This is a genomic window from Pollutibacter soli (assembly GCA_029269725.1).
GTDB lineage: Bacteria > Bacteroidota > Bacteroidia > Chitinophagales > Chitinophagaceae > Pollutibacter > Pollutibacter soli.
On the sequence record JARJHS010000030.1, the window covers coordinates 1 to 546 of the forward strand.

1 pseudogene is annotated in these 546 nt (G+C 50.0%); it reads right to left on the minus strand.

The annotated features are described in order from the left end of the window. Positions 1–546 (minus strand): annotated as a pseudogene (gene treA / locus P2W82_RS24710) (alpha,alpha-trehalase); the annotation flags it as partial.

Here is a 546-nt window from a genome sequence, read left to right on the forward strand (position 1 = left end):
GGTTGCGAGCGGCTTAAATAGTAACTGCGGTTGCCGTTGGGAATATGACCGTAAGTGTCTATTTCATGAGCAAAATTGGCCACCATATCCGCGACTTTATCCCAGTGACCGCTTTCGGCAAGTCCTAACATGGTGAAGTAACTGTCCCAGTAATATACCTCGCGAAAGCGTCCGCCCGGCACGACATAAGGTTCCGGCAGCGGTAACAGAGAATCCCATTTTTCGGTGTTTTCGGTAGAACGCGTTAATACCGGCCAAAGTCCGTCAATATGTTCGCGCAGTGACTGCCCCTCTGGCGGAACATATTTCTCGCCTTCTTTCGGCAGGGTGAAATTGACGTTAACGAAATGGCGCAGATCAAATCCGCTCTGGTTTTGCTGCATCCGATAATCAGCAAGGATCATCAGCGGATCGCTGTTCGGCACGGCATCGGCAAAGGTTTTTTGGTCCGGAAAAAGTTTGGCGTTTTGCACATCATTAAACAGCGGCCCTAATAAAATATCAGGCGGCTGTGGTGTTACCGGTGTTTCTTCTGCCTGCACCGAT